19 protein-coding genes and 1 pseudogene are annotated in these 24,152 nt (G+C 69.1%); 16 read left to right on the plus strand and 4 right to left on the minus strand.

Annotated elements, in window-relative coordinates; translation table 11 throughout:
• Positions 1-361 precede the first annotated feature (361 nt).
• The 5 genes and pseudogenes from dbpA to ABE957_RS17365 all read left to right on the plus strand — a co-directional run bounded on the left by dbpA (position 362) and on the right by ABE957_RS17365 (position 4,337).
• Positions 362-1,756 carry an ATP-dependent RNA helicase DbpA gene (gene dbpA / locus ABE957_RS17345; RefSeq protein WP_349759925.1) on the plus strand — a complete coding sequence of 465 codons (1,395 nt, stop codon included), beginning with the start codon at positions 362-364 and terminating at the stop codon, positions 1,754-1,756.
• A gap of 64 nt (positions 1,757-1,820) precedes the next feature.
• Entirely contained in the window at positions 1,821-2,723 is a 903-nt protein-coding gene (locus ABE957_RS17350) for a PA4780 family RIO1-like protein kinase (RefSeq protein ID WP_349759926.1), read from the plus strand.
• Between the two features lie 82 nt (positions 2,724-2,805).
• Positions 2,806-3,009, plus strand: a pseudogene (locus ABE957_RS17355) (tautomerase family protein); the annotation flags it as partial.
• A 150-nt stretch (positions 3,010-3,159) separates the two neighbouring features.
• Positions 3,160-3,594, plus strand: a complete 435-nt coding sequence (locus tag ABE957_RS17360) for a DUF4399 domain-containing protein (RefSeq protein WP_349759927.1) — start codon at positions 3,160-3,162, stop codon at positions 3,592-3,594.
• Between the two features lie 191 nt (positions 3,595-3,785).
• A complete protein-coding gene (locus tag ABE957_RS17365) occupies positions 3,786-4,337 on the plus strand; it encodes a hypothetical protein (RefSeq protein ID WP_349759928.1) in 552 nt (183 codons plus the stop codon).
• Between the two features lie 25 nt (positions 4,338-4,362).
• On the opposite strand, the gene ABE957_RS17370 is transcribed toward ABE957_RS17365, so the two are convergent.
• Entirely contained in the window at positions 4,363-5,091 is a 729-nt protein-coding gene (locus tag ABE957_RS17370) for a YebC/PmpR family DNA-binding transcriptional regulator (RefSeq protein WP_349759929.1), read from the minus strand.
• Positions 5,092-5,240: 149 nt separating this feature from the next.
• On the opposite strand from ABE957_RS17370, the gene ABE957_RS17375 reads away from it, so the two are divergent.
• From ABE957_RS17375 to ABE957_RS17405, 7 genes are all read left to right on the plus strand, one after another.
• Positions 5,241-6,428, plus strand: coding sequence for a M24 family metallopeptidase (locus ABE957_RS17375; protein ID WP_349759930.1), 1,188 nt, complete (start codon positions 5,241-5,243; stop codon positions 6,426-6,428).
• 67 nt (positions 6,429-6,495) lie between these two features.
• Positions 6,496-9,744 (plus strand): ATP-binding protein, encoded by a 3,249-nt coding sequence (locus tag ABE957_RS17380; RefSeq protein WP_349759931.1) that lies wholly within the window; start codon positions 6,496-6,498, stop codon positions 9,742-9,744.
• A 448-nt stretch (positions 9,745-10,192) separates the two neighbouring features.
• Positions 10,193-11,098, plus strand: coding sequence for a hypothetical protein (locus ABE957_RS17385; RefSeq protein WP_349759932.1), 906 nt, complete (start codon positions 10,193-10,195; stop codon positions 11,096-11,098).
• A 76-nt stretch (positions 11,099-11,174) separates the two neighbouring features.
• A complete protein-coding gene (locus tag ABE957_RS17390; RefSeq protein WP_349759933.1) occupies positions 11,175-11,648 on the plus strand; it encodes a hypothetical protein in 474 nt (157 codons plus the stop codon).
• A 481-nt stretch (positions 11,649-12,129) separates the two neighbouring features.
• Positions 12,130-12,564 (plus strand): META domain-containing protein, encoded by a 435-nt coding sequence (locus ABE957_RS17395; protein WP_349759934.1) that lies wholly within the window; start codon positions 12,130-12,132, stop codon positions 12,562-12,564.
• 249 nt (positions 12,565-12,813) lie between these two features.
• Entirely contained in the window at positions 12,814-13,035 is a 222-nt protein-coding gene (locus ABE957_RS17400; protein WP_349759935.1) for a hypothetical protein, read from the plus strand.
• A 138-nt stretch (positions 13,036-13,173) separates the two neighbouring features.
• The gene (locus tag ABE957_RS17405; protein WP_349759936.1) at positions 13,174-13,671 is read left to right on the plus strand and encodes an SRPBCC family protein; all 498 of its coding nucleotides are present in this window, start codon (positions 13,174-13,176) and stop codon (positions 13,669-13,671) included.
• A 43-nt stretch (positions 13,672-13,714) separates the two neighbouring features.
• Here ABE957_RS17405 and ABE957_RS17410 read toward each other — a convergent pair whose 3' ends face one another.
• The gene (locus ABE957_RS17410; protein WP_349759937.1) at positions 13,715-14,995 is read right to left on the minus strand and encodes an MgtC/SapB family protein; all 1,281 of its coding nucleotides are present in this window, start codon (positions 14,993-14,995) and stop codon (positions 13,715-13,717) included.
• A gap of 205 nt (positions 14,996-15,200) precedes the next feature.
• On the opposite strand from ABE957_RS17410, the gene ABE957_RS17415 reads away from it, so the two are divergent.
• The gene (locus ABE957_RS17415; protein WP_349759938.1) at positions 15,201-18,278 is read left to right on the plus strand and encodes a bifunctional diguanylate cyclase/phosphodiesterase; all 3,078 of its coding nucleotides are present in this window, start codon (positions 15,201-15,203) and stop codon (positions 18,276-18,278) included.
• 72 nt (positions 18,279-18,350) lie between these two features.
• Here ABE957_RS17415 and ABE957_RS17420 read toward each other — a convergent pair whose 3' ends face one another.
• Positions 18,351-20,315: an acyl CoA:acetate/3-ketoacid CoA transferase gene (locus ABE957_RS17420; protein ID WP_349759939.1), complete on the minus strand. Its 1,965-nt coding sequence runs from the start codon at positions 20,313-20,315 to the stop codon at positions 18,351-18,353.
• Positions 20,316-20,419: 104 nt separating this feature from the next.
• Here ABE957_RS17420 and ABE957_RS17425 point away from each other — a divergent pair, with 104 nt between their 5' ends.
• Positions 20,420-20,905: a LexA family protein gene (locus ABE957_RS17425; RefSeq protein ID WP_349759940.1), complete on the plus strand. Its 486-nt coding sequence runs from the start codon at positions 20,420-20,422 to the stop codon at positions 20,903-20,905.
• Positions 20,902-22,176 carry a Y-family DNA polymerase gene (locus tag ABE957_RS17430; protein ID WP_349759941.1) on the plus strand — a complete coding sequence of 425 codons (1,275 nt, stop codon included), beginning with the start codon at positions 20,902-20,904 and terminating at the stop codon, positions 22,174-22,176. The genes ABE957_RS17425 and ABE957_RS17430 overlap by 4 nt, the downstream gene beginning before the upstream one ends.
• A 19-nt stretch (positions 22,177-22,195) precedes the next feature.
• Here ABE957_RS17430 and ABE957_RS17435 read toward each other — a convergent pair whose 3' ends face one another.
• Complete coding sequence (locus ABE957_RS17435; protein ID WP_349759942.1) at positions 22,196-22,870, minus strand: Fe2+-dependent dioxygenase; 675 nt, start codon at positions 22,868-22,870, stop codon at positions 22,196-22,198.
• A 124-nt stretch (positions 22,871-22,994) separates the two neighbouring features.
• Here ABE957_RS17435 and ABE957_RS17440 point away from each other — a divergent pair, with 124 nt between their 5' ends.
• On the plus strand, positions 22,995-24,116 hold the full coding sequence (locus ABE957_RS17440; RefSeq protein WP_349759943.1) for a 4-helix bundle domain-containing protein: 1,122 nt from the start codon (positions 22,995-22,997) through the stop codon (positions 24,114-24,116).
• Positions 24,117-24,152: the final 36 nt, after the last annotated feature.

A 24,152-nucleotide genomic window follows, 5' to 3' on the forward strand; every position in this document is an offset into this window, starting at 1 on the left:
CTCGAGGCCATTCGGTCCTACTCGGGATACACCCAGGCTGTGAGCGGTGGTAGCTAATCACCTCTCACTGGAGAGACACAAGGTCCTACGCCAGGGATGGCGTCGGTAGCGCCCAGGGAGGGGGTCACAGCGCCTTCTCGACGGTCCGGCGCTCCGGGGCGAGTCGCCAGGTCAGCCCCGAGCTATCGAGCAGTCAAATCATCTGCAATAGTCCTGACCGGCACGGCGGCTGGCAGGCGATGGGCGGCACTTTCTGCTATGCTGGCCGACTTTCATCCTCGCTCCCGTGGCCCCGGCCCGACGGCGCCCGCCGTCATCGCCCCCGTCACGCTGCCCGCTTTTTCCTGCAGGTCTATTACACGTGTCTGATTCCTCTGCCGATTTCGCCGCGCTGCCGCTGGCGCCGGAACTGCTGTCCAACCTCGCGACGCTTGGCTATCGCACCATGACGCCGATCCAGGCCGAGAGCCTGCCGCCGATGCTGGCGGGGCGCGACGTGATTGCCCGGGCGAAGACCGGTTCGGGCAAGACCGCGGCCTTCGGCCTGGGGCTGCTCTCGCGGCTGACGCTCTCATCTCCCCGGGTGCAGGGGCTGGTGCTCTGCCCGACCCGCGAGCTCGCCGACCAGGTGGCCGGCGAGCTGCGTCGCCTGGCGCGCAGCCTGCCCAACGTCAAGGTGCTGACCCTGTGCGGCGGCGCCCCCCTGGGGCCGCAGCGTGCCTCGCTGGAGCACGGCGCGCATCTCGTCGTCGGCACCCCGGGGCGGGTGGAGGAGCACCTGCGCAAGGGCGCGCTCGACCTTTCCGGGCTCGAGACCCTGGTGCTGGACGAGGCCGATCGCATGCTCGACATGGGCTTCCAGGCCGCCATGGAGGCGATCATCGCCGAGACCCCGGCGCGCCGTCAGCTGCTGCTGTTCAGCGCAACCTATGCCGAGGCCATCCGGCCTATCGCCGAGCGCCTGATGCGCGAGCCGGTCACGGTGGAGGTCGACGAGCCCCATGACGACACCACCATCCGCCAGCACTTCTACCGGGTGGCCGACGAGTCGGCGCGCTTCGAGGCGCTGCGCCGCCTGCTGCTGCAGGTTCGGCCCGCGTCCAGCGTGGTGTTCTGCAATACCAAGCGCGAGACCGACGAGGTCGCCGAGGCCCTCAATGACGCGGGCTTCAGCGCCCTGGCGCTGCACGGCGACCTGGAGCAGCGCGACCGCGACCGGCTGCTGGTGCTGTTCGCCAACGGCAGCGCCTCGATCCTGGTGGCCACCGACGTGGCCGCCCGCGGGCTCGACATCGCGTCGCTGGATGCGGTGTTCAACTATCGCATCGCCCGCGAGCTCGAGGTGCACGTCCACCGCATCGGGCGCACCGGCCGCGCCGGCGGCTCCGGGGTGGCCTGCACCCTGGTCGCCGAGCAGGAGGAGTACCGGCTGGCGCGACTCGCCGACTTCCTCGGCGAGACCCTCGCCCCGGAGCCGCTGCCGTCCCGCGCGGTGCTGGAGCGTGCGCCCATCGCGCCGGCCATGGCGACGCTCGAGCTCGGCGGCGGCAAGAAGCAGAAGGTGCGCCCCGGCGACATCCTCGGCGCCCTGACCGGCGAGGGCGGGATCGCCGGTGATCAGGTGGGCAAGATCAAGGTGCTGGCCAACAGCGCCTTCGTGGCCGTGCGTCGCGACGTCGTCGGGGCGGCCCTCGACCAGCTGGCCAACGGCAAACTCAAGGGACGCAGCTTCCGGGCCCGTCGCATCCGCCGCTGACCGATCCTCAACGCGATTCGCCCGGGGTATACCCCGCCGCCGGGTTCTATGCCAACGTGGTGACATGAAGATACCCAAGAGATTAAAGCCGCTGGTCGAGGATGGCCTGATCGACGAGGTCGAGGGCCAGCTGATGAGTGGCAAGGAAGCCCAGGTGTTCGTGGTGCGCTCCCACGGCGAGCGGCGCTGCGCCAAGGTCTTCAAGGAGGCCAAGCAGCGCAGCTTCAAGCAGGCCGTGCAGTATCAGGAGGGGCGCCGCGAGCGCAACAGCCGCCGCTCCCGGGCCATGGCCAAGAAGACCCGCTACGGCCAGAAGGAGCAGGAGCAGGCCTGGCTCAACGCCGAGGTCGATGCCCTCTACCGGCTGGCGGCCGCCGAGGTACGGGTGCCCAAGCCCTTCGGTTTCATCGACGGCGTGCTGCTGATGGAGATGATCACCGATTCCGAGGGGCTGACCGCCCCGCGGCTGGACGACGTGACCCTGACGGCCGACCAGGCTCGGGCCCACTACGCCAAGGTGATCGGCGACGTGGTGCGCATGCTCTGCGCCGGCCTGGTGCATGGCGACCTTTCCGAGTTCAACGTGCTGCTCGCCGCCGACGGCCCGGTGATCATCGACCTGCCCCAGGCGGTGGATGCCGCCGGCAACAACAGCGCCGCCTGGATGTTCGAGCGCGACGTCGACAACATGCGTCGCTACTTCGGCCGCTTCGCCCCGGAGCTGCTGGCCACCGACTACGGCAAGGAGATCTGGTCGCTCTACGAGGCCGGTGACCTGCACCCGGAGAGCGAGCTGACCGGCTGCTTCGAGCACGACACCCGCGAGGTCGACGTGGACGACCTGATGACCGTGATCGACGACGTGCGCGAGGATGAAGAAGAGCGACGGGCCCTGCTCAGCGGCGACCGGGACGCCGGCGTGGCCGAGGCCGCGGCCGACTGGCGGGCCGCCCACGACGAGCCCTGAGCGCTGCCGATCATGATGCCAGCAGACCCGCCGCGAGGCGGGTTTCTGCTATCTTGGGCGCTCATTTTCCGCCTCACAGGAGTCGAGCATGCCCATCGTCACCATCCAGCAGTTTCCTCGCAGCGTGGAGCACAAGCGCGAGCTGGCCCGGCGCATCACCGAGGCGTTCGAGGAGGTCTACGGCAATGCCGCGGAATCCGTGCAGGTCTTCTTCAATGAGGTGGACGGCGAGCACTGGGCCCGCGGCGGCGCGATGGGCTGCGACCGCGAGGACGGCCCGCGCTGAGCCGCGCCCCCGCGCGGCACTGTCATCGCGGCCTTCGTCGTGTCGGCGCCCGGGATGTTCGACTAGGCTGTTTGGGCGGCAGGGCCGCCGTCCGAGTCGGCGGCCCGGGCGCTTCCGAATATCGTGTGTCGACGGACAAGGAGATACGCCATGAAACAATGGATCGCAGGCCTGGGACTGGCCGGCAGCCTGCTGCTGGCCTCGGCGGCCATGGCTCAGATGGAGCGCGGCGCGGCGCCCGAGGGTAGCGAGGTCTACTTCATCTCGCCCGAGGCCGGGGCGAGCGTCGAGAGCCCCGTCACCGTACGCATGGGCCTCTCGGGCATGGGCGTGGCGCCCGCCGGCACCGCCCGCGAGGGCACCGGCCACCACCACCTGCTGGTCGACACGCCGCTGGACGAGGTGGATCTCGACCAGCCGCTGCCGGCCAACGAGACCATGCGCCACTTCGGCGGCGGCCAGACCGAGGTCGACCTCGAGCTCGAGCCGGGGGAGCACACCCTGCAGCTGCTGTTCATGGACGCCAACCACGTGAGCTTCGACCCGCCGGTGACCTCCGAGGCCATCACCATCACGGTGGAGTGATCCACCGCCCGTCAGGCGCCTATCGAGAACGTCAGGCGCCTGACGGGCTTCCCTCCCGGGCGCCTGACGTTCGCGATGCGCCTGCCTGATGCTCTCGACGGATTTTTTGCCCTCCCGCTGGCCGGGGAGGGTGTTCGCCGCTGTACTGAAGCCGAGTGCTCGAGTGGGCACGTCACGGCGAGGTAGCGACGATGAAGCACCTGCATGGCGATAGGAAACGCCGGATTGGACCGGGCCTGGCCGCGCTGCTGGCGAGCCTTTCCGGTAGCGGAATGGTTCAGGCCGATCAGGCGATGATCGATGACGCCCTGGCGGCTGCCACGCCGGGCCTGGCGGAGGGCGCCAGGGTGGTCGACTGGGAAGGCACGGTGCTGAAGGAGGGGACGAACGGCTATACCTGCCTGCCGACGCCGCCGACCCTCGACGGTACGGCCCCGATGTGCCTCGACGAGGCCTGGATGCACTGGGCCATGGCCTGGCAGCACAAGCAGCCGATCACGGTCGATACGCTGGGCATCGCCTACATGCTGGCCGGCGATGAGGGGGCGAGCCTCGTCGACCCCTATGCCGAGGGGCCCACGGACGACAACGCCTGGGTCGAGGAGGGGCCGCACCTGATGCTGATCGCCCCGGCGGCGCTGCTCGAGGGCTACTCCACCGACCCGTACAACGGCGGCCCCTACCTGATGTGGCGGGGTACCGACTATCAGCACCTGATGATCCCGGTCGGGCCGCGCGACTAGGCGCCGCCTAGTCGCCACGTCGGCGTTACGCCTGGCCCTCGACCTCGGCGCTGTGGAAGACGTTCTGCACGTCGTCCAGGTCGTTCAGGGTGTCCATCAGCTTGTCGAACATCGCCACGTCGTCGCCCTCGACCGGGGTCACGGTCTGGGGCACGAACTGGATCTCGTCGACCTCGAAGTCGAGCTCGCCGAAGGCGTCGAGCAGCGCCTGCTTGGCCTTGGCGTACTCGGTGTGGGGCGCGAAGACGGTGATCTGGCCCGCCTCGTTCTCGATGTCGGTGACGTCGACATCGGCCTCCATCAGTGCCTCGAGGGTGGCCTCCTCATCGTCGCCCTTGAAGGCGAGGATGGCGCAGTGATCGAACATGTGGCTGACGCTGCCCGGGGTGCCGAGCTTGCCCTTGGCCTTGGTGAAGCAGGCGCGCACGTCGCCGAAGGTGCGGTTCGGGTTGTCGGTCAGGCACTCGACGATGACCATGCAGTTGCCCGGCCCGAAGCCCTCGTAGCGCGCCGGCGAGAAGTCCTCGCCGCCGACGCCGCTGGCCTTGTCCAGGGCCTTGTCGATGACGTGGGACGGCACCTGGTCCTTCTTGGCGCGCTCGATCAGGCCGCGCAGAGACAGGTTGCCGGCGGGGTCGGTGCCGCCCTGCTTGGCGCAGACGTAGATCTCGCGACCGTACTTGCTGTACACCTTGGTCTTGGCGTCGGCCGTCTTGGCCATGGATTCCTTGCGGTTCTGGAAGGCCCTGCCCATTGCATTGTCCTATGGCGTCGAATTTCGTGGCTGGATTCTACGAAACCGACGCGGACGGTAACAGGGATATTTTGCCCATCGCGCCTCCGTCGTGACGGCCGACATGGCTACACTGCCAGGGAGTGCCGTTCACCCTGGAGCCCCATCGGATGGATCACCACGCCTATCGCCATGCCCTGGCCGAATGCCTCGCCGAGCGCGAGCTGCCCTTTCCCCCCGAGGAGTTCGACACCCGTCGTCGCCGCGTGCGACAGGCCATGCGGGACGCCGGGCTCGAGGCGCTGCTGCTCACCGACCCCGCCGACATCTTCTACCTGACGGGCTACCACACCTTCGAGGTCTCGGTGTACACCTGCCTGGTGGTCTCGTCCGATCACCTGGTGCTGCAGGTGCCCTCCATCGAGACCGGCCCGGCGGTGGTCACCGCCCGGGTGGACGAGATCCTCGGCTATCGCTGGGAGGGCATCGAGGAGGTGATCGAGCCGCTGGCGGAGGTGCTCGCGCCGTTTCGGGCCATCGGCCTGGACGTCTTCGGGGCCGGCCTGCGCCATGGCGTCATTCGCGAGCTTCAGGCCCGCCTCGGTGCCGGGCGCTTCCGCGACGACGGCGGCGAGCTGCTCGATCGCATTCGCATCGTCAAGACGCCGGCGGAGCTCGACTGCCTGCGCGAGAGCGCGCGGATCACCTCCCTCGGCCTGCAGGCGGCGGTGGCGGCCATCGCACCCGGCGTCACCGACAACGACGTGGCGGCGGAGGGCAGTCGTGCCCTGCTGGCCGCCGGCAGCGAGTTCATGAGCCTGCAGCCCATCGTCACCACCGGCCGGCGCATCAGCGTCATTCACGTCAACCACAAGCGCCACGTGATCGCCGCGGACGAGCCGGTGTTCCTGGAGTTCGGCGCCGCCTACCACCGCTACACCGCGCCGATGATGCGCACCGCCGTGGCCGGCCGGGCCAGTGCCGAGATGCAGGCGCTGCGCGACGTCTGCCGCGGCATGTACGAGGCGCTGGTCGCGGCGATGCGCCCCGGCCACACCTTCGACGAGGCGGCCCGGGCCGCCGAGGCGGTGCTGGCGCCCCATGCCGACCGCGCCTTCTTCTCCGGCGTGTTCGGCTATGCGGTGGGGGCCCAGTTCCCGCCCAGCTGGGTCGAGGGCACGGGCTACATCGCCCGCGGCCAGCATCGCGAGTTCGCCGCCGACATGGTCTTCCACCTGCCGCTCTGCCTGCGCCTGCCGGGCCGCTGGGGCATCGGCCTGAGCGACACCGTGCGCGTCACGCCCGACGGGGGAGAGCCGCTCACCGACAACGACTGGCAGCTGCAGGAACGGCCGTGAGCAGGGCGGGGGGCGGAGATGCGAGGGCCCCCCGAGAGCGGGGCGGGCCTCCCCGGGGCATCGGCCCGTGACCTCGACAACGCCCCGCGCCGGGCGCGTGATCCTCGATCCCGGTCGCCTGAAGCAGCATCGCCAGCGGCTGGGACTGAGCCAGGAGGCCCTGGCCCAGCACTGCATCGACCGTCATCAGTGGGTCTCCATCGCCTCCATCAAGCGCGCCGAGGGCGGCCGCCCCGTCCTCCTGCGGACCGCCCGTCACCTGGCCGGGGTCTTCGAGGTCGAGATCGCCGACCTCATGGCGCCGGCCGCCCGGCCTCGGGAGGCGCCTCCCGGCGGACCCGACGAGGCGCACCGCGTCATCCGGATGGTCGTGGCGCCAGCGGGGGAGGGCCCCGGCGCGCCGCTGGCCGCGCTGGTGGCGCACTATGGGGGCCACCTGCAGGGTGAGGGGGACGCGGGCCCCCTCGAGGCGATCTTCGGCGTGCCCCGGTCCTACTGCAGCGACGCCCTGCGCAGCCTGCAGTGCGCCATGGCCGTCAGCGATCGCGCCGCGGGGCGACTGCGGATCGGGTTGAGGATCGAGCCCTGGGGCGCCGCCGGCGATCCGCGGGCGGGCGCAGCTCCCGCCTGGCCCGAGGGCCAGGCGACCGGGGTGCGGGTCCATCGCGACCTCGCCGTGCAGCTCACCGAGCATTTCCTGTTCGAGGACGCCGGGCAGCCCTTCCTGCGCTGCCTGGCGCGCCATCCCGGCGGCCCGCTGCCGGGGGGAGCGCTGGTCGGTCGGCACGTCGAGCTTGGCCAGCTCGCCTCGGTGCTGGCGGCCACCTGCACCCACGGGACCGGCCACCTGCTCTACCTGCGGGGCCTGGCCGGCATGGGCAGGACCCGCCTGTGCACGGCCTTCGCCGAGCTCGCCCGGCAACGGCGGGCCGAGCCACACGCCGCCGCCGTGCTGGATTTCGGCCGGCGTCTCGAGGACGACCCGCTGGGGCAGTGGCTGCGCTCGCTGCTGGGAATTGCCCGGGACGGGGCGCGTTTCGATTCGCGATGGCTTGACCGGCTCGAGGCGTCGGCGCTGCCGGAGGCCCAGGCCAGGGCGCTGCGGCCCCTGCTCGGCATGACGCCATCGACCGCCCAGGCGGCGATGGCCCCCGAGGCGCGCCACAGGGAAATCATCGACGCCCTGGGTGCGCTGATCCGGCGGCGGGCCGATGTCTGCCCCCAGGTAATGGTCATCGAAGACCTGCACTGGGCCGGCGACGATCTGCTCTCTGCCGTGGCCGGGCTCGTTCGGAGCACGCGCGATGCCCCGGTGGCCTGGCTTCTGACCTCACGCGTCGAGCAGGACCCCTGGGAGCCCCGCCTGAGGCCGCGGCTCGCGGACGTGCCGCTGTCGCTGATCGAGCTGGGGCCGCTGCGGGAGGAGGAGGCGCTGGCCCTGAGCGCGCGCTTCGTCGACGTCGACCCCGCCGACGCCGCCCTCTACGTGGCGAGGGCCCAGGGCAATCCGCTGTTCTTGACCCAGCTGCTGCGCTTGCATCCCGATCCGGCCCTGCCCGCGAGCGTGAAGCATCTGGTGCGGGGCCAGCTCGGCCTGCTCGCGCCCCGGGAGCTCGAGGCGCTGCGCCAGGCGGCGGCCATCGGCCAGCGCTTCTCCCTGACCCTGGTTGGCCGGCTGCTGGGCCGGCCGGTCGACGACGATCTGGACAGGCCGGTGCGGTGGCGCCTGGTGCGCGCCCTGGACGCCGACACCTGGCAGTTCCCCCATGAGCTGGTCCGCCAGGGCATCGACGAGGGTATGCCGGAGGGGCAGCGGGAGCGCCTCCATCTGCGGCTCGCGCAGCATTTCGCACCCCACGACCCGATGCGCCAGGCCCGGCACCTGGTCGAGGCGCGATCGCCCCTGGCGCCCCAGGCCCTGATGCGGGCCGTCGAGGCGAGCCTCGCGCAGCATCGCCACGGCGAGGCCTTTCCGCTGCTGCGCCAGCTCGCCGAGATCGAGCACGCGCCGCGCGACGAGGTTCGCTGTCAGCTGCTGCATGCGCGGGCCTGCCTCGCCCAGGGACTGCTCCACGAGGCTTGCCATCGGTTCCGGCTCGCCGGCCGCGCGGCGCGGCGCGACGACGAGCGGATCGCGGCTGGCCTGGGCCTGGCCGCCATCCTGGAGATGCTGGACGAGCTCGACGCCGAGGAGCTCGCGCTGCAGCGCATCCTGCCCGCGGTGCGCGCCGGGAGGGATCCCGCCCGGCTCGCCGAGGCGTACGGCCTGCTGGGCCGGCTGGAGCTCGCGCGGGAGGGGCGGGCCCCGGGCCGTCGCTGCCAGCTGCGGGCCCTCGAGGCGGCGCGGGGGAGCGGCTCGCGGCGGCACTGGATCGGCGCGGCGATCGGACTGGCCGAGGCGCTCTATGCGGAAGGACGGATGCAGGACGCGCATCGCCTCCACGCCCACTGTGTCGCGTCGAGCCGGCAGGCCGCCCGGGGCGACCTCGAGGCCGACAGCCTCGTGCGGCGGGCGACGACGGGGCTCTATGTCGGCGAGACGCAGGCGTCGCTCGCGGATGGCGCGAGGGCCCTCGAGCTCGGGCGCGAGCTGAAGGACCGGTGGGTCGAGCTGAGGGCGCGACAGGCCCTCGCCTGGACGCTGTTCGCGACGGCGCGCCAGGGAGAAGCCGCCGAGCAGGTCGACGCCGCCCTCGAGGTGGCGCGCGCCATGGGCACGCCGCGCCCGGAGGCCCTCCTGCTGGAGAGCCGGGCCCGCGTCGAGCTGGTGGCCGGCGACCACGCCGCGGCCCGCAACACCCTGCGCATGGCTTGGCAGCTGGTCCGTCGGCACGGCCTCGAGCGTCATGTCGGCCCCTGGCTCCTGGGCACCCTGGCGCTGCTGGAGGCCTCGCCGCCGGCACGCGGCGAGGCGCTGGCCCAGGGGGAGCGGCTGCTCGCGCAGGGGTGCGCCGGCCACAACCACCAGCGCTTCCTGGTCACGGCGGCCGAGGTCTGCCTGCTGCAGGGGCTTCCCCTGCCGGCGCTGTCGTACGCGCAGCGCCTCGAGGCCGTCTCCCTGCAGGCACCCTGCGCCTGGTCGCAGCACCACGCCAGGCTGATCCGCTGCCAGGCCGCCTGGCTGCTCTCGCCGTCGGAGCGGGTCCGGGAGGCTGCCAGGGAGTGCTGGGAGGACGGCGGCCAGGCCGGCCTGATCATGACCATGCCGTGCCTCGCCCTGCGCTCTCGCCTCCTGCCCCCGACGAGCGCTCTGGCGCGCGGCGAGCCCGGCGACCGGTTCGCGGCTGATACCGGGATGATCCGGCTGAGAGGGTGATCCTCGACACCTTTCCCCGCCGCCCGGCGGCGGCGCCTCCGACCGCGCGATGCGCCCCCCGCCCGAGACGCGGCTGATACCGCCATGATGCGGCGTCACGCCGGGTCGCCGCCTGTACTGAAAACTGAAGGGGCCAGCAGGATTCTCCTTGCTGTGTGAGGCCGGATGTTACCGGTTTCCATCGCACGACATGGTAGGAGCAGTACCCGTGGATATTGCACAGGAATTAAGAGCGAATTCTTCGAGGACTTGACTACCTTCCCATGGGCCGTTTGCAAGAACTGAGGTGTGATTGGGTTTCATATGAATAAAGCAGCGCTTTATTATCCCCCCTTCGATTTTTATCAGCCATTGTGAGGTGGGTTTTCCTGGAGGCGTTGAGGTCAACGCAAAACAGGGATGAGAACTCTGAAGATTAGGCAAGTTGATAAGTAAAAGGAAATTATATATGAAAAATGTTTTTGATTTTGAAGAAGCTGGTAGCGTCCCGTTGGCTGATCATACGTTTGTCTCTGAGAGGCTGAATAAACTCAAGGAAAGTGTCGATTTTCAACCTTCGACAATGAAGGCAATGGTTGGTGAGGAAGATGAGGTTTCCGGTGACTCTGAGGCAAGCGTTAGATTTCGCCTTAATGCTACAGGCAATATCTTTACCTCTACAACCAGCAAGGATGGAGAGGTTAGCGAAGAGGCTAAAGAACTTTTCAAAAGCGTTACTGTGCTATTTAGTGCAATGACCAAGGCTATGCAAGATGCCAACAAGGACCTCTTTGATTATGACTCGTGGGTCAATCTTATTGGTAAGACAGGCTATTTTGTTGAGGTGCAGAAGTTTCGCCAAACTCTTGAAATAAAAAGTTGCGAATTGTCCGTTGATACCCAGGTGGTTCAGCAGATGCTTCCCGGGGTCACAAGCGGAAACTCCATGGAGATAGCCAAGAGTGTTTTGTCGGCTATAAACGGTAAGTTCGGAGCGTCAAGCGAAGGAAGCACTTCAAAGCTTGCGCACTTGATGTTTATAAATGAAGAGGTCATGGGCGCGGCTAGTGTGACTGTGCGTCTCTTTTATGCGACCAAAGAGTCGCATGAGGCAATTACAGAGTCTCCTTGCCATAAGACCGTGTCGAGGTCGTTTTCTCAGAATCAGGAGGCAAATACTTTCTTGTTCGTCGATCCGGATACTATTGCGAAATACGCAGACAGGTACGATCCGGACAGAGTTCCGGAGTCTTATAGTAGATTGATTGAACACTTGGCTGATCTGTTGGCTGATGAGGAGGGTGAAGGTAAGAAGGAAGATGTTGAAGGTAAGAAAGAAGGTGATGAAGTTAAGGATGAAGAGGTTGAGAAGTAAAGGTTTGGGGTCTGGTTTGTGGGCGAGAATGCGGCGCGTTCTCGCCCACTTTACTTGAGGAGTTTAGGAGGTGAGTATGGCTCTGCAGGCTTACGACTTTAGCGCGCTTTCGACAGACCTTCAGGACTGGATGGCAAGGCGTTTCCTTGAGCCAATTGTCAATATCGAAGGTGGCTGGGAGTACTGGGTGCAAATTGATTTTCCAGCCTGGCTGGATGTGAATAACGCCACGCAATATGATTTTCGTCGTGAAGTCACGGGCGTTATTCAAAATGCCCGGCTTGACTGGCTGGTCAATAGTCAGGTCCCTGGTGGGCACGTCACTGCAGTGGAGATAAAGGCTCAAACGCACAAGTACGTGAATAGTCGTTTTCTTGCTGACGTGCTTTCGGATGTTCAGAAACTTTCTGGGTTAGGCCGGAACTACAACAAGCTGATGCTGGCTGCAGTGATCGACCCTGCTGTCGAAGAAACGTTGACTGGGCAGCATGGTTTTGTGCCAGTGGCACAGTATGGCGGTACGGTAAGATTTCTCGCCCTCACAGTTTGACAGAGTTCGTGAGGTTTCCAGCGGTTTAGTTTCCTTACGTGCCTTGCTGGCCAAGTCTCGGCCAGACAGGCGTATCAACTCGGGCCCAACAAGACCGAGAGTCGAGGGCGCGCCCTTGGCAGCAAGGGACGGCCACGCCGTTTTCCGGTGGGGCCAAGGATCACGAACATGGTCATCATCGAGGAGGATTTGCTTCATGCCAGGGTCTTGCCGCTGACGCAATGGGGGCGACACGATGCCCATCCGCACGATCCTGCTGGCCGGCCTTGCCATGCTGCTGGCGAGCCCCGCCCGCTAGCGCTGCCGGGCGAGGGCGCGGCGAGGAGTGAGGCCGCCGCCACACCCCGTCTATGCTGGGGATGGGAGGCGGCGGATCCAGAGGCCGGCGCGGCGCAGGGGGCCTGCGGCGATCGCCACGGGCAGGAAACCTTATGGATCTCCGCGGTCTTAGCGAAGTCACTTCATTCATAAGGAACGACGCATGAAACGGATCATCCAGGTATCGGCAATGCTGCTGGTGGCGCTGCTGCTGGCGGGGTGTGCCTCCACGGCACGCACGGTGGACGAGCCGCTGGTGAACACCTACTGGAAACTGACCCATCTCAGCGACGCGCCGGTCACGGTGGTCGAGCAGCGGCGCGAGGCGCACTTCGTGCTGCACATCGAAGATCAGCGCGTGATGGGCTCCACCGGCTGCAATCGCATGACCGGGAGCTATCGGCTGGAGGGCGACGCCCTGAGCTTCGAGCAGCTGGCGAGCACCCGCCGGGCCTGCGCGGACGGCATGCAGACCGAGCAGGCCTTCCTCGACGCGCTGGGCCGGGTGGCCGAGTGGCGGATCGAGGGCCAGCAGTTGACGCTGGTCGATGCCGACGGCGAGGTGCTGGCGCGCCTCCAGGCCGTTCACCTCACCTGAATCGACGCCGCGGCCGGCCAAGCGCCGGCCGTCAGGCGGCGAGCCCTCTCTCCAGGTAGGTCGACCGCAGCCCCGGTCCCGCGCGCCGATGCCTGGCCTTCACGTGAGCCGCGACCAGCGTCACGACGATCAACGGAGCGGTGGCGGAAGCCGCGATGACTACACTGCAGGCGAGGGGGCGTCTCCCTCTCGTCGCGTCCCGGCACCCCCGGTGCCGGCGGTTTCCCCACTCCTGTTGCGGAGATTGTCATGACACAGACCCTTACGGCTGCCTACGGCAGCATCGACAAGGCCATCAACGCCTTCGATGAGCTGGTCTCCGAGGGCTACCCCCGGGAGAAGCTGTTTCTCGACCGGCAGACCAGCGAGGTCAAGGTGATCGTTCCCGAGGCGTCGCAGCCGGAGGCGGAAGCGATCCTCAATCGCCACGGCCCCGACGAAATCTCGGCCCGGCCCTACGAGACCCCGTAGCCCAGACCAGGGTGACGCGCTCTGCGTGGCAAGCCTGGTGCCTGTGCCTCCTGCATGCCTCCGTCCGGTCGCGTATCCGGTATCGGGCCGGGGCGTCGCGACCGGCACGGCGGGACGATCGAGGGTGCGCCGCCGGCCATGACCAGGCACTCGAGACCCACGGAGCTTTGCTACCTCACCACCTGGTGGTTCGAGGCGCCCCTCGACCGCGTCTACCAGGCGCTCGTCGATACCGGCGACTGGCCCGCCTGGTGGAAGAGCCTGCGCGCCGTGGAGGAGCTGGCGCCGGGGGATGCCCGCGGCATCGGCCGGCGCTATCGCTATCGCTGGCGGAGTCGCATGGGCTATCGCCTCTGCTTCGAGGTGCGCGTGACTCGCGTGGTGCCGGGCCGACTGATCGAGGGCGTCGCCCACGGCGACGTGCGGGGGATCGGCCGCTGGCTCCTGAGCGAGGCGCAAGGCGTCACCCGGGTGCGCTACGAGTGGCGGGTGCGCCCCGTCCGTCCCTGGATGGCCCTGATCGCGCCGCTCGCCGAGCCGATGTTCGCCTGGAACCACCATGCCGTGATGCGCGACGGCGCCCTGGGCCTGGCTCGATGGCTCGACGTGCCGCTGCTCGCGATCGACCGGCAGTGAACCGCGTGCGGGCATCGAGGGGCCATTTTCGAGGACGCGCCGCTCAGACCAGCCAGGCCAGTGCCAGGCCCGCCGCCATCGAGGCGACCATCGGCAGGGCGACGCGCAGGCCGAGCCGGCGTGTGCCGAAGGCGGTGGCCAGCCCCGACTTGAAGAGGTTGTTGACCGCGGCGGCGATGATGATCCCCAGCACCGCGGTGGCGGGGGCGATCCGCTCCAGCGACATGCGGGTCAGCGAGAGGGTGATGGCATCCACGTCGGCCATCCCCGAGGCGGCCGCCAGCAGGTAGATGCCGGCCTCGCCGAGCCCATCGCGCAGCCACTCACCGAGCAGCATGATCAGCGCGAGCAGGCCGCCGAACAGCAGCGCCGTGCGCAGCTCCAGGGGGTTCTGAATCGGGGTCGGGCTGTCGACCCGGAGGGCCAGACGGTGGCGGCGCCATAGGTGCAGTGCCGGCAGGTAGAGCAACAGGCCCATCACCGCGATCGGCAGCAGCAGGCGGGGCAGCAGGCCCGGGCTGATCACCGCGGCATAGATCAGGATCCGCGGGAACATGGTGCCGCAGGCCACCAGGATGCCGGCGGCCAGCATCGCCTCGATCTCGCGACTCTGGCGCGACAGCCGGGCGAAATGCAGGGTCAGCGCCGTGGAGGAGGAGAGGCCGGCGAACAGCCCGGTGAAGAGGATGCCCTTCTCGGCGCCACCCACGCGCATGGCGAAATAACCGACGAAGGAGATCGCGGCGATCAGCACCACCATCCACCAGATCTCGTAGGGGTTGAGCACCTCGCCGGGCCCGAGGCCGCGGTCGGGCAGCAGCGGGAGCATCACCACGCTGATCAGCAGCAGCTTGAGGCCGGCGTCGAGCTCATGGGCCTGCAGCTTGTTCAACAGGCCATGGATCTCGTGCTTGTTGTCGAGGATCACGGCGGTGATCACCGCGCCGGCGGTGGCCAGTGCCAGGTCGATCGCCACCGCCACCGCACCGAAACAGAAGGTCAGCAGCAGCCCCACCAGGCCGGTGATGCTGTAGTCGTGGTGCTGGCTCAGCCTCGCCCGCCAGGCGACCAGGCTGGTGGCGGCCAGGGCCAGGAAGATCAGCGGGAAGGCCCAGTCGCTGACGGCCTCGGAGAGCAGGGCGGCGATGCCGCCGAGCAGGCCGACCAGCGCGTGGGTGCGGATGCCGGCGATGCGCTCGCCGGACTTCTGCTCCCGGGCGACCCAGCCGCGCTCGATGCCGATCAGGGCGCCCAGCAACAGCGCCACGCCCAGGCGCAGTGCGGGTTCGTTGGCGATGAGAAAGTCGCTGGCGACATCGTCCATGGCGAGGGTGTCCCCGTGTCATCCGGTGATCGGCGGATGTCTTCAGGGTGGCCGCTGCGCGCCGTCGCTTCAACGTCAGGCCGCCAGCGCGCGGCTCGTCGAGCGCACGCCGGGGCGGGCCAGGTCGGATCGTAGGAAGACAGCCCCCCACAATCCAGTACACTGAGGGAGCCTTACCGGCGTTACGACAAGGATATCGGGCGGCATGAAGGACTCACCACGCACGGCCGGCACGCGCCACGACTGGCCTCGGCGGCACGCCATCGGCACCTACCTGCTGGCGCTGTTGGCGCTGGCCGCCTTCCTGGCCTGGGTGCTCATCGATCATCGCCAACGCGCGATCGACGGCGCCGAGGCTCGCGTCGAGGCGCGGGCCGACCTCGTGGCCGAGTGGGTGAGCACTACCTTCGCGGTGGGCGAGCAGGCCCTCGGCGACCTGTCGCAGCTGCTCGAGCAGCGTCTGGCGCAGGAGGAGTCGGCGCTGGCGCCGACCGATATCGAGGCCCTGCTGGCCGAGCGGCGGGATCGCTTCGCCTTCATCGACGAGCTGAGCCTGGTCGACGCCGCGGGGCGCGTCGTGGCCTCCTCGGCGTCCTACTGGCCCTCCGGCTACGATCTCAGCGGGCGCGCCTTCTATCTCGCCTTGCTGAACGATACCCGACTCGACTCCCTGGTGACGCCGCTCTACTGGTCGCCCTTCGAGGAGACCTACCACCTCGTTCACGTGCGCCGCCTGCGCGGGCCGGAGGGTCGCTTCCGGGGCCTGGCTGTGCTGCGCCTCGATCCGACGATCTTCGCCACCTCCCTTTCGCGGCTGCGCATGACGCCGGGGGAGAGCATCGCCATCCTCGATACCGAGATGCAGCTGATCGCCCGCCGGCCGGCCTTCGACGGCGGCGTCGCCACGGACAGGCTCGGCGTGCGCGTCCGTGAGCCGCTGACCCAGGCCTTCCTGGCGAGCGGCGAGGCCTCGACGGTCCAGCGCATCGTCTCACCGCTGGACGGCCACGAGCGGCTCTATGCCGAGCAGCGCGTGACCGACCTGCCGCTGCTGGTGGTGGTCGGCGAGGAGCTCGAGGTGCTGCTGGCGAACTGGTGGCAGCGGCTCTGGCTGCTGGGCGGCGTCTTCCTGGTGGTGGCCGTGCTGGGCGGATGGCTGCTGCGCCACTACCTCGGCCTAAGACGGCTCGAAACCGAGCTGCGCTGCCGTCTCGAGGAGCGCGAGCAGGCGCGGCGCGCGGTGCTGGAGCGCGAGGCGCGGCTGCAGGCCCTGGTCGGCTCGATCCAGGACATGATCTTCGTCTTCGATGCCGAGGGGCGCTTCGTCTACGTGCATGCCGTGGACCGCGACCAGCTGGTCGGCGATGCCGAGGCGCTGCTGCAGCGCCACTACCGCGAGGTCCTCTCGGCGGACGTGGCACGCCAGCTCGATCGGGCCCTGGACGCGCTGCGGGCCAGCGGCGAAGCGGTGGACATCGACTATCGCGTCACGCTGGCCGGCGTGCCGCGCGACTTCCACGCGATCTTGAGCCCGCTGGACGAGGGAGGCGCCTCAGGCGGCGTGCTGGCCGTGGTGCGCGAGGTCACCGACGTGCGCGCCACCGAGGCTCAGCTGCGCATCGCCGCCATGGCCTTCGAGACGCACCTGGGGATGCTGGTCACCGATGAGCGGGGCGCGATCCTGCGGGTCAACGAGACCTTCACCCGCATCACCGGCTATTCGGAGGCGGAGGTGCTGGGCCGCAATCCGGGCCTGCTCAGCTCCGGGCGGCATGACGACGCCTTCTATCAGGCGCTCTGGGAGAGCGTGGAGCAGCATGGCAGCTGGCAGGGCGAGATCTGGAACCGCCGCAAGAACGGCGAGATCTTCCCCGAGTGGCTGACCATCAGCGCGGTGCGCAACGACGCCGGCGAGCTGACCCACTACGTGGCCACCTTCAACGACATCACCCGGCGCAAGGCGGCCGAGGAGGAGATCCATCAGCTCGCCTTCTACGACCCCCTGACCGGGCTGCCCAATCGCCGGCTGATGCTGGATCGCCTGGCCGGTGCGCTGAAGGACAGCTATCGCAGCGGCCAGTTCGGTGCACTCTTCTATCTCGACCTGGACAACTTCCAGCGGGTCAACGATACCCGGGGGCACCTGATCGGTGACGACCTGCTGCAGCAGGTCGCTATGCGGCTGGGTAAGGTGCTGCGCGAGACCGACACCCTGGCGCGGCTGGGGGGCGACGAGTTCGCCGTGCTGCTGCACGACCTCGGGCACGATCAGGGGCACGTGGCGGTGGTGGCCGAGCGCATCGGGCACAAGCTGCTCGGCGCGCTGCAGGCGCCGATGCGCCTGGCGGGCGGGGAGCTGTCGGTGACCGCGAGCCTCGGTATCACGCTCTATCGCGACCACCAAACGACCCTGGAGCAGGTCCTCCAGCAGGCCGACATGGCGCTCTACAAGGCCAAGGAGGCGGGCCGCGATACCCTGCGCTTCTTCGACCCGGCCATGCAGGCGCAGCTGCAGCAGCGTGCCCGGCTCGAGGCCGACCTGCGCCAGGCGCTGTCGCGGGGCGAGTTCCTGCTCCACTATCAGCCCCAGATGGGCGCCGACGGCCAGATGATCGGCGCCGAGGCGCTGCTGCGCTGGGCGCACCCCGCGCGCGGCATGGTCTCGCCCGGTGAGTTTATCCCCCTGGCCGAGGAGAACCGGCTGATCGTGCCCATCGGCGGCTGGGTGCTGGAGACCGCCTGTCGACAGCTGGCGGCCTGGGCCGGTGATCCGGTCATGGCCGACCTGACGCTCTCGGTCAACGTCAGCCCCGCGCAGTTTCGCGAGCCGGAGTTCGCCGAGCGGACGCTGGCCATCCTGTCGCGCACCGGGGCCCGGCCGTCGCGTCTCAAGCTCGAGGTCACCGAGAGCCTGTTCGTCCATGACCGTGACGAGTCTCGCGAGACCATGCGGCGCCTCAAGGCGCACGGGGTGACCTTCGCCCTGGACGACTTCGGCACCGGCTACTCCTCGCTCTCCTACCTCAAGCGCCTGCCGCTGGACCAGCTCAAGATCGATCAGTCCTTCGTGCGCGACCTGCTCAAGGACGAGGCCAGCGCGGCCATCGTCGCCAGTACCATCGCGCTCTCCCAGAGCCTGCAGCTGGAGGTGCTTGCCGAGGGGGTCGAGACCGAGGCCCAGCGGGCCTGGCTGATCGCGCACGGCTGTGCGGCCTTTCAGGGCTATCTCTTCAGCCGCCCGGTGCCGGTCGAGGAGCTTGCGGCGACGTGCCAGGCCACCTGATCCTGGCCCCGCGACGCGATGCGGCGGGCGGTCCCACGGGATCGCCCGCCGCCGTTGGGGGCCGGTGAAGCGTCACTCCTTCAGGTGCTGGCGGGCCTCCTCGGCGCTCTCGTAGATGTGTGGCGGGACGGCGCGCTCCTCCAGCGCATGACCCAGCTTGCGGCGCATGAAGCCGCTGGTGGTGTAGCGGGTCACCCGGGTATAGAAGCGCGCCTCGAGGCCACGCACCATCTCGGTGTAGGGCGCGAGCAGGGCGTCGTCGATGCGGAAGTGGTCGTAGTTGACGATCGCCTGGACCCGGCGGCCCAGCGGGGCGAGGCGGCGCTCGACCTCCTGTTCGATGGCGTCGATGTCTGCCGGTGAGGCGACGCGCAGGTGCTCGAAGTTGATGAAGAGCACGTCGTCCGCCTCGTCGAGGCTGAAGCGCTCTGCCAGCGGCCGCTCCAGCAGGGCCTCGGCGAGCCCCATGGGGGCCTCCTGGAAGATGCGCGCGTCCATCAGGCGGGGCGGCTCGGGCATCAGCGGAGTGAAGTCCATCAGCGCCAGCACGTCGCGCTCCAGATCGACCCCCGGGGCGATCTCGGTGAGCACGAGCCCTGCCGGGGTGAGCTCGAACACCGCGCGCTCGGTGACGTAGCAGACCGGCTTGCCATCCGCGGCGGCGAGCGCCCCGCTGAAGGTGCGCTGCTCCACCTCGGCGACGAACTTGCTCTGGCCGCCCGTGGGCAGCCTGAGGGCCCCGTCGACGACGGCGAGCGTCTCCCTGGTGGCGACGAAGGTGCCCATGAACACCACCCGGCGGGCGTTCTGGCTGATGTTGATGAAGCCGCCGGCACCGGCCAGCCGCGGGCCGAAACGGGAGACGTTGACGTTGCCGGTGGCGTCGACCTGGGCCATGCCGAGGAAGGCGATATCGAGCCCGCCGCCGTCGTAGAAGTCGAACTGCGCCGGCTGGTCGATGATCGCCTGGGTGTTCAACGCCGCGCCGAAGTCGAGCCCGCCGGCCGGCAGGCCGCCGATCACCCCGGGCTCGGCGGTCAGGGTCAGGTGCGCGAGCAGGCGCTCCTCGCTGGCCACCGCGCCGACGCCCTCGGGCATGCCGATCCCCAGGTTGACCACGCTGTTGGGCCGGAGCTCGAAGGCCGCGCGTCGGGCGATGATCTTGCGCACCGAGAGCGGCAGCGGCTCGGGCGTCGCCATGGGCGCGCGGATCTCGCCGGAGAAGGCCGGGTTGTAGGCGGTGCTGAAGGTCTGCCAGTGGTGCTCCGGATCCTCGCAGACCACCACGCAGTCGACCAGCACGCCGGGGATCTTCACGTCCTTGGGATGCAGGGTGCCGGGCTCGGCGAGGCGCTCCACCTGCACGATCACCACGCCCCCGGAGTTGCGCACCGCCGTGGCGATGGCCAGCGCCTCCAGGGTCAGCGCCTCGCGCTCCATGCTGACGTTGCCCAGGGTGTCGGCGGTGGTGCCGCGCAGCAGCGCCACCTGCAGCGGTAGGGCCCGGTAGAAGAGGTACTCCTGGCCGTCGATGGGCAGCAGCGAGACGCGCTCCTCGGTGGTGACGTCGTTGATCCGGCCGCCGCCCAGGCGCGGGTCGACGAAGGTGCCGAGCCCTACCCGGGTGAGGGTGCCGGGCTTGCCGGCGGCGATGTCGCGGAAGAGGTGCGAGATCACTCCCTGGGGCAGGTTCCAGGCCTGGATGCGTCCCTCGATGGCGAGGCGCTGCAGGGCGGGCACCAGCCCCCAGTGGCCGCCGATCACCTTCGCCACCAGCCCCTCGTGCCCCAGGTGGTTGAGCCCGCGGGTCTTGCCGTCGCCCTGGCCGGCGGCATACATCAGCGTCAGATCGCGGGGTTCGCCGGTCTCCAGGAAGCGCTCCTCCAAGGCCACGGCGAGTCCCTCGGCGAAGCCGATGCCGACGAAGCCGCCGGTGGCCAGGGCATCGCCGTCGCGGATCAGGTTCACGGCCTCGCGGGCGGAGACCACCTTGCCCTTCTCGGCGAAGGGCTGGCGGGAGAGCAGGGGATGGGGCATGGCCGGCGTCCTGGTGAGGTGTATTGTGATTGTGCCTTCACGGTAGCACGCCGCCTGGCGGGCGCAGGACTTGCCAGATGGGAGGGAAGTGACGAATACTGTATATGAATACAGTATTAGTGGAGGTGCCCATGAGCTCGCCGACGCCTACCGCCGTGCGGCTGATCGGCCGCGCGGCGGTGCTGCCGGGGGAGGCGACCCAGCCGCTGATGGGGTGTCGGGTGCGCGCCGGCTTCCCGAGCCCCGCCGACGATCATCTCGACGTGGAGATCGACCTGCACGCCCACGTGGTGCGCCGCCCGGCCGCCACCTACTTCGTGCGCGCCGAGGGCGACTCCATGCTCGGCGACGGCATCCACGACGGCGACCTGCTGGTGGTGGATCGCAGCCTGGAGCCGCTGCCCGGGCGGGTGGTGGTGATCGCCGTGGACGGCGAGCCCACCGTGAAGCGCCTGGAGCGCCGCGGCGAGCGGACCTTCCTGATGGCCAGCAACCCGCGCTTCGCGCCGATCCCCCTGGCCGGGCGTGAATGCCAGGTGTGGGGCGTGGTCACCCACGTGCTCCACGCCCTGCCGGGGGGCGAGCCGTGATCGCGCTGGTCGACTGCAACAACTTCTACGTCAGCTGCGAGCGGGCCTTTGCCCCGCGCCTGGAGGGGCGGCCGGTGGGCGTGCTCTCCAACAACGACGGCTGCGTGGTGGCGCGCTCCAACGAGCTCAAGGCGCTGGGGGTGGCCATGGGGGCGCCCCTGCACCTGCTGCCGCCGGCGATCCGCCGCCAGGCGGTGCTGCTCTCCAGCAACTATGCGCTCTACGGCGACATGAGCCGGCGGGTCAATCGGATCCTCGACGAGTTCTCGCCGGACGTGGAGGCCTACTCCATCGACGAGAGCTTCGTGGGCTTCTCGGGCTTCGCGACGGACGGCCTGGAGGCCCACGCCCAGCGGCTGCGCGAGACGGTGCGCCGCGATACCGGCATCCCGGTCTGCGTGGGGCTGGCGCCCACCCGGGTGCTGGCCAAGGTGGCCAATCACGCGGCCAAGAAGCAGGCGGCCTACGAGGGCGTCTGCCGGCTCGAGGCAGACGGGCCCGCCACCCGTGCCCTGCTCGCGTCGCTGCCGGTTACCGAGCTGTGGGGCGTGGCGCGGCGCACCGCCGAGCGGCTGGCGCTGATGGAGATCCACACCGCCTGGCAGCTGCGCGAGGCCGATCCCAAGCAGATCCGCCGCCACTTCTCGGTGGTGCTGGAGCGCATCGTCTGGGAGCTGCGCGGTCGCCCGGCCATCGTGCTCGATGACCTCGACGCGCCGCGCCAGCGCATCATGGTCTCGCGCTCCTTCGGGCGGCTGACCGGTGCCTTCGCCGACCTGCAGGAAGCGGTGCGCCAGCACGCCGCCCGGGGCGCCGAGAAGCTGCGCGGCCAGGGCAGCCAGGCCCGCGCGGTGATGGTCTTCCTGCGCACCAACCCCCACCTGGCCGGCGAGCGCCAGTACCGCAACAGCGCGGTGGTGCCGCTGCCGGCCCCCAGCGATGACAGCCGCACGCTGCTCGAGGCCGCCGCCCGGGGGCTCGAGGCGATCTTCCTCGAGGGGCCGCGCTACCAGAAGTGCGGGGTGATGCTGCTCGACCTGGTGGAGGCCGACCGCCACCAGCTATCGCTGCTGGCGCCGCGCAGCGAGGTCGAGCGTGGCCGCAGCCAGCGGCTGATGGCGGCGGTGGACCGGCTCAACCGTGAGATGGGGCGCGATACCGTGCGCTTCGGCCTGCCGCGTGCGGGCACCGCCTGGGCGCTGCGCTGCGAGCGGCGCACGCCGCGCTACACCACCCGCTGGGACGAGCTGATGCGCGTTCGCACCGGCTGAGGCGCCCGACGGCGCGGGCTCAGGTGTCGGCCCACATCCGCAGCAGGTTGGCGAGGCTCTTCGAGAGGGTGTCGAAGGTCGGCGTCTTGCCGCTCTCCTCGAAGAGGCGCCGGCGAGTGCTGTCCAGGTCGAAGAGCAACTCCCGCTGCTGGGGATCGCGGACCAGGCTCTGCGCCCAGCCGACCGCCGCCAGGCGCTCGCCCCGGGTGACCGGCTCGACCCGATGCAGGGTCGAGGAAGGGTAGAGCACCAGCGAACCGGCCGGCAGCTTGAAGGTCTGCTCGCCGCCGGTCGTCTCGATCAGCAGCTCGCCGCCGTCGTAGTCATCAGGATCGCCGAGGAAGAGGGTGAAGGAGATATCGGTGCGCATGGCGCCGCTCGGGCTGCCCATGATCGCGTCGTCGACGTGGTTGCCGTAGCTCATGCCCGGCTCGTAGCGGCTGAACATCAGCGGCTTCATGCGCCGCGGACGCACCGCCATCTGGAACAGCGCATGGCGCTGGAGGTGGCCGGCCACCTCCTCGCGCAGCGCGCTGACGGCGGGATGGCTACCCTCGGCCTGGCGGTTGTGCTTGACCGTGCGGGCATGCCAGCCGGCGGTCTCGCGACCGTCCTGGAAGGGCGTGTCGGCCAGGGTGGACTGGATGCGCTGAAGCAGTTCCTCGGGAATGATCTGGGCGATGCAGAGGATCACGATCGACTCCATGGGGGTGGGGGTGGTCCCAGTATATCTTAATGAAAAGGATTTGCGTTCCGTAGTCGAGCGGTACTATCGTTTCGTCGCGGTGTCTGCCGCCCAACTTCATGTCACGAGACCCATGCAACGAGAGGAAGCGCGCATCATGGCCACTACCCGCACCAAGCTCTGGATCGGCGTCGGAACGAGTGTCCTGCTGGGCACGGCGAGCGCCGGCTGGGCCGACAGCGTCGAGGCCCACGAGGGCGAGAGGAACGCCGCCGAGCAGAGCCAGCACCACGAGGGCGGCGAAGGCGGCGAGCAGGGCCGTCACCACGAGGGTGGCGAGGGCGGCGAGCAGAGCCAGCACCACGAGGGTGGCGAAGGCGGCGAGCAGAGCCAGCACCACGAGGGTGGTGAAGGCGGCGAGCAGGGCCGTCATCATGAAGGCGGAGAAGGCGGAGAAGGCGGAGAAGGCGGAGAAGGCGGAGAAGGCGGCGAAGGCGGCGGCCTGGGCCCCGATCCGCTGGCGGTCTTCTCCGGCTGGGATGCTGCCCAGGGCGGCGAAGGCGGTGAAGGTGGTGAAGGCGGTGAAGGCGGCGAGAACGCCACCGCGCCCGCCGACAACCCCGGCGTCACCTACACCCGCCTGGCCATGATGCAGGGCCATCTCGAGGTCGCCCGCGAGCTCTATCGCCAGGGTGAGCAGGACGCCGCCGTGGTGCACTTCGCCCATCCCCTGGACGAGCAGTATCCGTCCGTGGAACCGGCCCTGGCGTCCCGGGGCGTCGACGAGGCCGTCCACGCCTCGCTCGAGACCCTCGAGCAGGGCGCCCGCGAGGGGCTGGCCTGGGAGGCGCTCGAATCGCGCTACGCCGAGGTCGAGACCACACTCGAGGAGGCCATGGCCACCACCGAGGCAGCGCTGCTCGAGGATCCCGCCTTCGTCAGCCGGGTGCATCGCGCCTTGGTCACCGCCTCACTGTACGAGTATGCCGAGGCCGTCGAGGAGGGCGAGTTCACCAACGTCGTCGAGTACCAGGACGGGCGCGGCATGATGCAGGTGGGACGCCGGCTGCTCGAGCACCAGGGCGAGGTGTTCGGGGCGAGCGAGGACGCCGAGGGCTACCAGGCCCTGCTGAGCGCCTACGACGAGGTGCTGCAGGCCTGGCCCTCGGCCGAGGCCCCGGCGCAGCCGGCGATGAGCTTCGGTGAGCTCTCGGGGGCCGTCTTCCGCCTGGAGCAGCTGCTGGGCGACTACTGATTCGCGCCACGTCGGTCGTCATGCGCGGGGCACGGC

This window comes from Halomonas pelophila, assembly GCF_040196315.1.
Classification (GTDB): Bacteria; Pseudomonadota; Gammaproteobacteria; order Pseudomonadales; family Halomonadaceae; genus Halomonas; species Halomonas pelophila.